The following is a 4,989-nucleotide window of genomic DNA, read 5'->3' on the forward strand; positions in this document are numbered from 1 at the left end:
GCATGACGTCAGTGCGCGGCGGTCGCACCGGGGGTCGCCGACGGGGTGCCGCTGAGCCGGCGGAGCCGCTGCCGGGCGAAATCCTGCGCGCGCGGGCCTTCCTCGAGCGCCTTCGCCGACACCGCGAGCACGATCCTCGTGAGGGTCACCACGGGAAGCGGAGACCGGCGCAGTCCGAGCAGGCGCCGGTAGCTGCGCGGCAGGCTGGCGACGGCCGCCGCGAACAGCACCCGGTAGGCGATGCGCATGACGCCCGTGAAGGGCGCCGCGCGGAGGAACCGCACCACGTCGTCCACGCGCTCGTCGCGGCGGAGCTCGCCGCGGGCGAAGAACCCGTCCATCCGCGCGAGCAGCTCGGCCTCGGTCAGCGGGGGGTTCTCCAGGCGCATGAGGCGCCCGGCCTGCGCCCACTCCCGGACGTACGCGTCGGGACCGCCCGGGATCGGTCCGCCCCACCGCTGGTGCGCACCGAGGAACGCCTCCGTGAAGGCGAGGTGCACCCACTCGACGAGGTCGGCGTCGGCCGCCGAATAGGCGCGCTCGCCCGCGGCGGACTCGTACGAGCCCTCCACCCGCTCGTGCAGCCGCGCAACGCGCTGTGTCTCTCGCGCGGCCTGTGCGGTCGAGCCGTAGGTGACGCAGATGATCCACCGGACGGTGCCCGTGAGGCGCCCGATCGGATCGTCCCGGTAGCGCGAGAAGTCGTGGACGCCCGCCATCGCGCCCGGGTGCAGCGCCTGGATGAGCAGCGCCCGGATGCCGGCGACGAACGTTCCCGTGCCCGCGTGCACCGTCCATACGGCGCCGCCGTCGGCGAAGTACCCGGCGTCGTCGCCCTCGGCGAGGGCCCGCACCCAGGGCGGCGTGCCATCGGGGTCGCCGGCGAGGGCGGTCAGCAGCCGCGCGCGCAGCGTCGGCCGGCGCGTCTTCGGAGAGCGTGCACCCATGACTCCAGCGTGCCACCGACACGGCGAACCGCGGCGGGTTCGTCGGTGCGCGGGTCGGCGCATTGACTGCGACTCGGCTGCCCGCACGAGCCGAGTCGCTGAGGATCGCCCGAGTCCGCAGGGGTGCCGCTGCGCGGATAGGGTGTGCGCCATGGACGACACGAGGCCGCTGCCCGCCGATCCCACCCGCGTGGGCGTGCGCGACGTGGCGCGGGTCGCCGGCGTGTCGACGCAGACGGTGTCGCGCGTCATCAACGAGCATCCGAACATCCGGCCGGAGACCCGCGACCGCGTGCTGCAGGCGATCGCCGCGCTCGGCTACCGGGTCAACAACGCCGCACGCACCCTGGGCACCCGCACGACCCGCACCCTGGGAGTCATCGCCTCCGATGCGACGCTGTACGGGCCCGCGGTCGGCATCGCCGCGCTCGAGGCGGCCGCCCGCCACGCCGGACGCTGGATCGCGACGGCGTACTCGGATGCCTCGGACGAGGCATCCGTCCGCGATGCGGCCGATCGGCTGCTCGGCCAGGGCGTGGACGGGCTCATCGTGCTCGCACCGCACGCAGCGACGCTGACGGCCCTCACCGGTGCGCACCCGGGGGTCGCCATCGCCGCGCTGCACACCGGGCCGGGCGCCGAGCAGCAGGAGGCCGGCGCCGCCCTCGCCATCTCGCACCTCATCGAGTTCGGCCATCGCCGCATCGGCCGGGTCGCCGGGCCCGAGGAATGGCTCGAGGCGCGCTCGCGCGAAGCGGGCATGCGACGCGCGCTCGAGGGCGCGGGCCTGGAGGCCGAGCCGCACTGGAGCGGCGACTGGGCCGCCGCCGCCGGTGCTGGGCTCGCCGGGCGCGTCGCCGCGGCGGTCCGGGCGCCGGGCGGGCCCACCGCGGTGGCGGCGGCCAACGACCAGATGGCGCTCGGCCTGCTCCGCGCATTCGCCGAGGCGGGCAGCGCGGTGCCGGCGGACGTGAGTGTCGTCGGCTTCGACGACGTTGCGGATGCCGCCGACTACCGCCCGCCGCTCACCACGGTGCGCCAGGACTTCGACGCGCTCGGATCGCGCGCGGTCGCGGCGCTCGTCGAGGGCATCGAGGCCGGCGCTCCCGCCGCGTTCGAGACGGTGCCGACGCGGCTCGTGGTGCGGGCGAGCACAGCGCCCGCCCGCTGAGTTCGCTTCCCCGCGCCACCTGCGGGTCCGCGATTGCCGTTCGGGTGTCACGAAGTGCGGCATCCGCGGGGTCGTTGCGGCGTTTCGTGCCTCCGAGTCCCGCGCTCGTCGTTCGGGTGTCACGAAGTGCGGCATCCGCGGGGTCGTTGCGGCGTGTCGCGCCCCCCGAGTACCCGCGGCGGCGCGCCGCCTATGGAGGCGGGGCGAAGGACGCGTATCAGTCGTGCGCGGCGCGGCGGGCTTCCCAGCCGCTCCGCACCATCTCGTCGACGGTGTAGCGGTTCTTCCAGTCGAGATCGCGGGCGGCGAGCTCGCCGGTCGCGACGATGCGGTCGGGGTCGCCCGGCCGGCGGGGCGCGATCTCGGGCGTGAAGCCGATCTCCGTGACCCGCGCCATGGCGTCCATGATCTCGCGCACGCTCAGCCCGTTCTGCGAGCCGAGGTTGTACGCAGGCTCGATCGGCCGGTTCGCGAGCAGGCGCTGGGCAGCGGCGACATGGGCGGCGGCGATGTCGGCGACGTGGACGTAGTCGCGCACGTTGGTGCCGTCGGGGGTGTCGTAGTCGTCGCCGTTGATGCGCGGTGTGCGGCCCTCGATGAGCGCCTCGAAGACCAGCGGGAACAGGTTGTGCGGGCTGGTGTCGTAGACGGCGGGGTCGCCGGAACCGACGACGTTGAAGTAGCGCAGCGCGGTGTAGCGCAGCGCGTGCTCCGACGCGGCGGTGGCGATCGCCTGGTCGCGGATGAGCCACTCGCCGATGAGCTTGGACTCGCCGTACGGCGATGCCGGGCGCTTGGGCAGGTCCTCCGTCACGAGCGGGACGTCGGGCGTGCCATAGACGGCGGCCGACGACGAGAACACCAGGTGGGCGACATCCGCCGCCTGCATCGCGGCGAGGAGCGCCCGCGTGCCTTCGACGTTCTGCGCGTAGGTGTGCAGGGGGCGCTGCACCGAGACGCCGGCGTACTTGAAGCCGGCGAGGTGGATGACGCCCTCGACCCGGTGCTCGCGGAGCGTGCGCTCGACGAGGTCGGCGTCGAGGATCGAGCCCGTGACGAACGGCACGCCCTCGGGCACGAAGCCGGCGTGTCCGCTCGAGAGGTCGTCGATGACGACGGGCGAGAGGCCCGCGTCGGCGAGCGCGCGGACGATGTGGGCGCCGATGTAGCCGGCACCTCCGGTCACGAGCCAGGTCATGTCACTCCGTTGGTCGGATTCAGCTGCGGTCGGTTCGCCGAGCGGCGTCGCATCCCATTCTGCCCGCTCCGGTGCGGCGTCCTTGTCGGGTACCCGGGGGGGGGAGGCGGATGCGGTGGCCCCGCGTCCGAACAGGTCAACCGGCCTTCCACAGGAGGTTGATTCCTTTCACTCTCCTGTGGACGCGCGGTTGACCTGTCCAGGGCGTCCGGTGGCAGGCCTTCCGGCGGGAGGTGTCAGACCCGCGCGGCCCAGCGCGCCGCCCGCTGCAGCAGCGCCACATGGGCGGGGGCGTCGAACGCGCGCTCGTCGTGGCCCAGCGATGACACGACCGCTCGGGTCGGCTGCTCGCGCACCCAGACCGCGGGATGCTCGACGCCGTCGACGTCGTGAACGGCGAGCACGCGCGCACCGTCGTCGACGACGAGATCGCTGTAGCGCTCGTCGAAGACGTCGATCGGCGGCATCCCCTCGGTCACAGGGTGATCGCCGTCGACGATCCTGACGCGCGCGTCGCCGACCGGCGGATGCCACGACAGACCCGGCTGCCATTCGCCGCCGATCGCCTCGCGCCAGGCCGGATGATCGCGCAGGGTCGACAGCGCTGCGTGGATGGCGATGAGCCCGACGCCGCGCGCGATCGCGGCTCGCAGGCCGGCGTCGGCGGCGGGATCGGCGCGGTGGGTGAGCTCGGTGCCGCCCTCGCGCCAGGGGTCGCCCGCGTTGACGATGAGCAGGTCGACGCCATCGAGGGTCGCGAGCGCGTGGTCGACATCGTCATCGACCGTGACGTCCCAGCCGTCGGAGCGCAGCGCAGCCGCGATGCGCGCGGAGGTGGCGGGGAACGGATGCCAGGGGTCGCCGTAGCGGCCGGTTCCGGTGGCGATGACCGCGCGTGGCGGTGCGGGCTCGGCTTCCGGCTGGTCCATGGATACCATGTTCTGCAGGATAACGCTTTCCCGCTCGGATGTCGCCATCACAGGCGCCGCCGTGCGCTCCCGAGGAGAATGACGCCATGGCCCGCACCGTCGTGATCGCCCCCGATTCGTTCAAAGGCACCATCGGCGCGGCCGCGGCGGCCGAGGCCCTCGCCGGCGGGTGGTCGCGGGTGCGGCCGTCCGACGACGTCCGGCTGATGCCGATGGCCGACGGCGGCGAGGGCACCGTCGACGCCTTCGCGGCCGCGGTGCCGGGTGCCCGGCGCATGCCCGTCACGGTGACAGGCCCCGAGGGCACGCCGGTCGAGGCGTCCTGGGTGCTGCTGCCCGCCACGGCGGATGCCCCGCGCGGAACCGCCGTCGTCGAGCTCGCGAACACGAGCGGCATCGAACTGCTCGGGGCGCCGCCCCGGCTGCGTCCGCTCGACGCGCACACCCGGGGCTTCGGCGAGGCCATCGCCGCCGCGCTGGCGCACGGCGTCTCGCGGCTGGTGCTCGGCATCGGCTCGAGCTCGTCCACCGACGGCGGCACGGGCATGCTCACGGCGCTCGGGGCGCGATTCACGGATGCGGCGGGCGCACCCATCGTCGACGGTGCGCGGGGTGTTGCCGCGGTGTCGGCGGCCGACCTGTCCGGCCTCGTCGCGCTGCCGCCGGAAGGCGTGACGGTGCTCAGCGACGTGACCAACCCGCTCCTCGGCACGCGCGGCGCGGCTGCCGTCTTCGGCCCGCAGA

5 protein-coding genes are annotated in these 4,989 nt (G+C 74.2%); 2 read left to right on the forward strand and 3 right to left on the reverse strand.

Going from position 1 to position 4,989, the window contains the following annotated elements:
• Positions 1 to 8: 8 nt before the first annotated feature.
• Positions 9 to 947 carry an oxygenase MpaB family protein gene (locus ACI3KX_RS21745; protein ID WP_363354599.1) on the reverse strand — a complete coding sequence of 313 codons (939 nt, stop codon included), beginning with the start codon at positions 945 to 947 and terminating at the stop codon, positions 9 to 11.
• A gap of 151 nt (positions 948 to 1,098) precedes the next feature.
• On the opposite strand from ACI3KX_RS21745, the gene ACI3KX_RS21750 reads away from it, so the two are divergent.
• A complete protein-coding gene (locus ACI3KX_RS21750; RefSeq protein ID WP_404911052.1) occupies positions 1,099 to 2,118 on the forward strand; it encodes a LacI family DNA-binding transcriptional regulator in 1,020 nt (339 codons plus the stop codon).
• A gap of 217 nt (positions 2,119 to 2,335) precedes the next feature.
• On the opposite strand, the gene galE is transcribed toward ACI3KX_RS21750, so the two are convergent.
• A complete protein-coding gene (galE, locus tag ACI3KX_RS21755) occupies positions 2,336 to 3,316 on the reverse strand; it encodes a UDP-glucose 4-epimerase GalE (protein WP_404911053.1) in 981 nt (326 codons plus the stop codon).
• 236 nt (positions 3,317 to 3,552) lie between these two features.
• The gene (locus ACI3KX_RS21760) at positions 3,553 to 4,254 is read right to left on the reverse strand and encodes a ThuA domain-containing protein (RefSeq protein WP_404911054.1); all 702 of its coding nucleotides are present in this window, start codon (positions 4,252 to 4,254) and stop codon (positions 3,553 to 3,555) included.
• 77 nt (positions 4,255 to 4,331) lie between these two features.
• On the opposite strand from ACI3KX_RS21760, the gene ACI3KX_RS21765 reads away from it, so the two are divergent.
• Positions 4,332 to 4,989: glycerate kinase (locus tag ACI3KX_RS21765; protein ID WP_404911055.1), on the forward strand; the 658-nt coding region annotated here is incomplete at its 3' end.

It is taken from the genome of Microbacterium sp. ZW CA_36 (assembly GCF_044987475.1).
Taxonomy (GTDB): Bacteria; Actinomycetota; Actinomycetes; order Actinomycetales; family Microbacteriaceae; genus Microbacterium.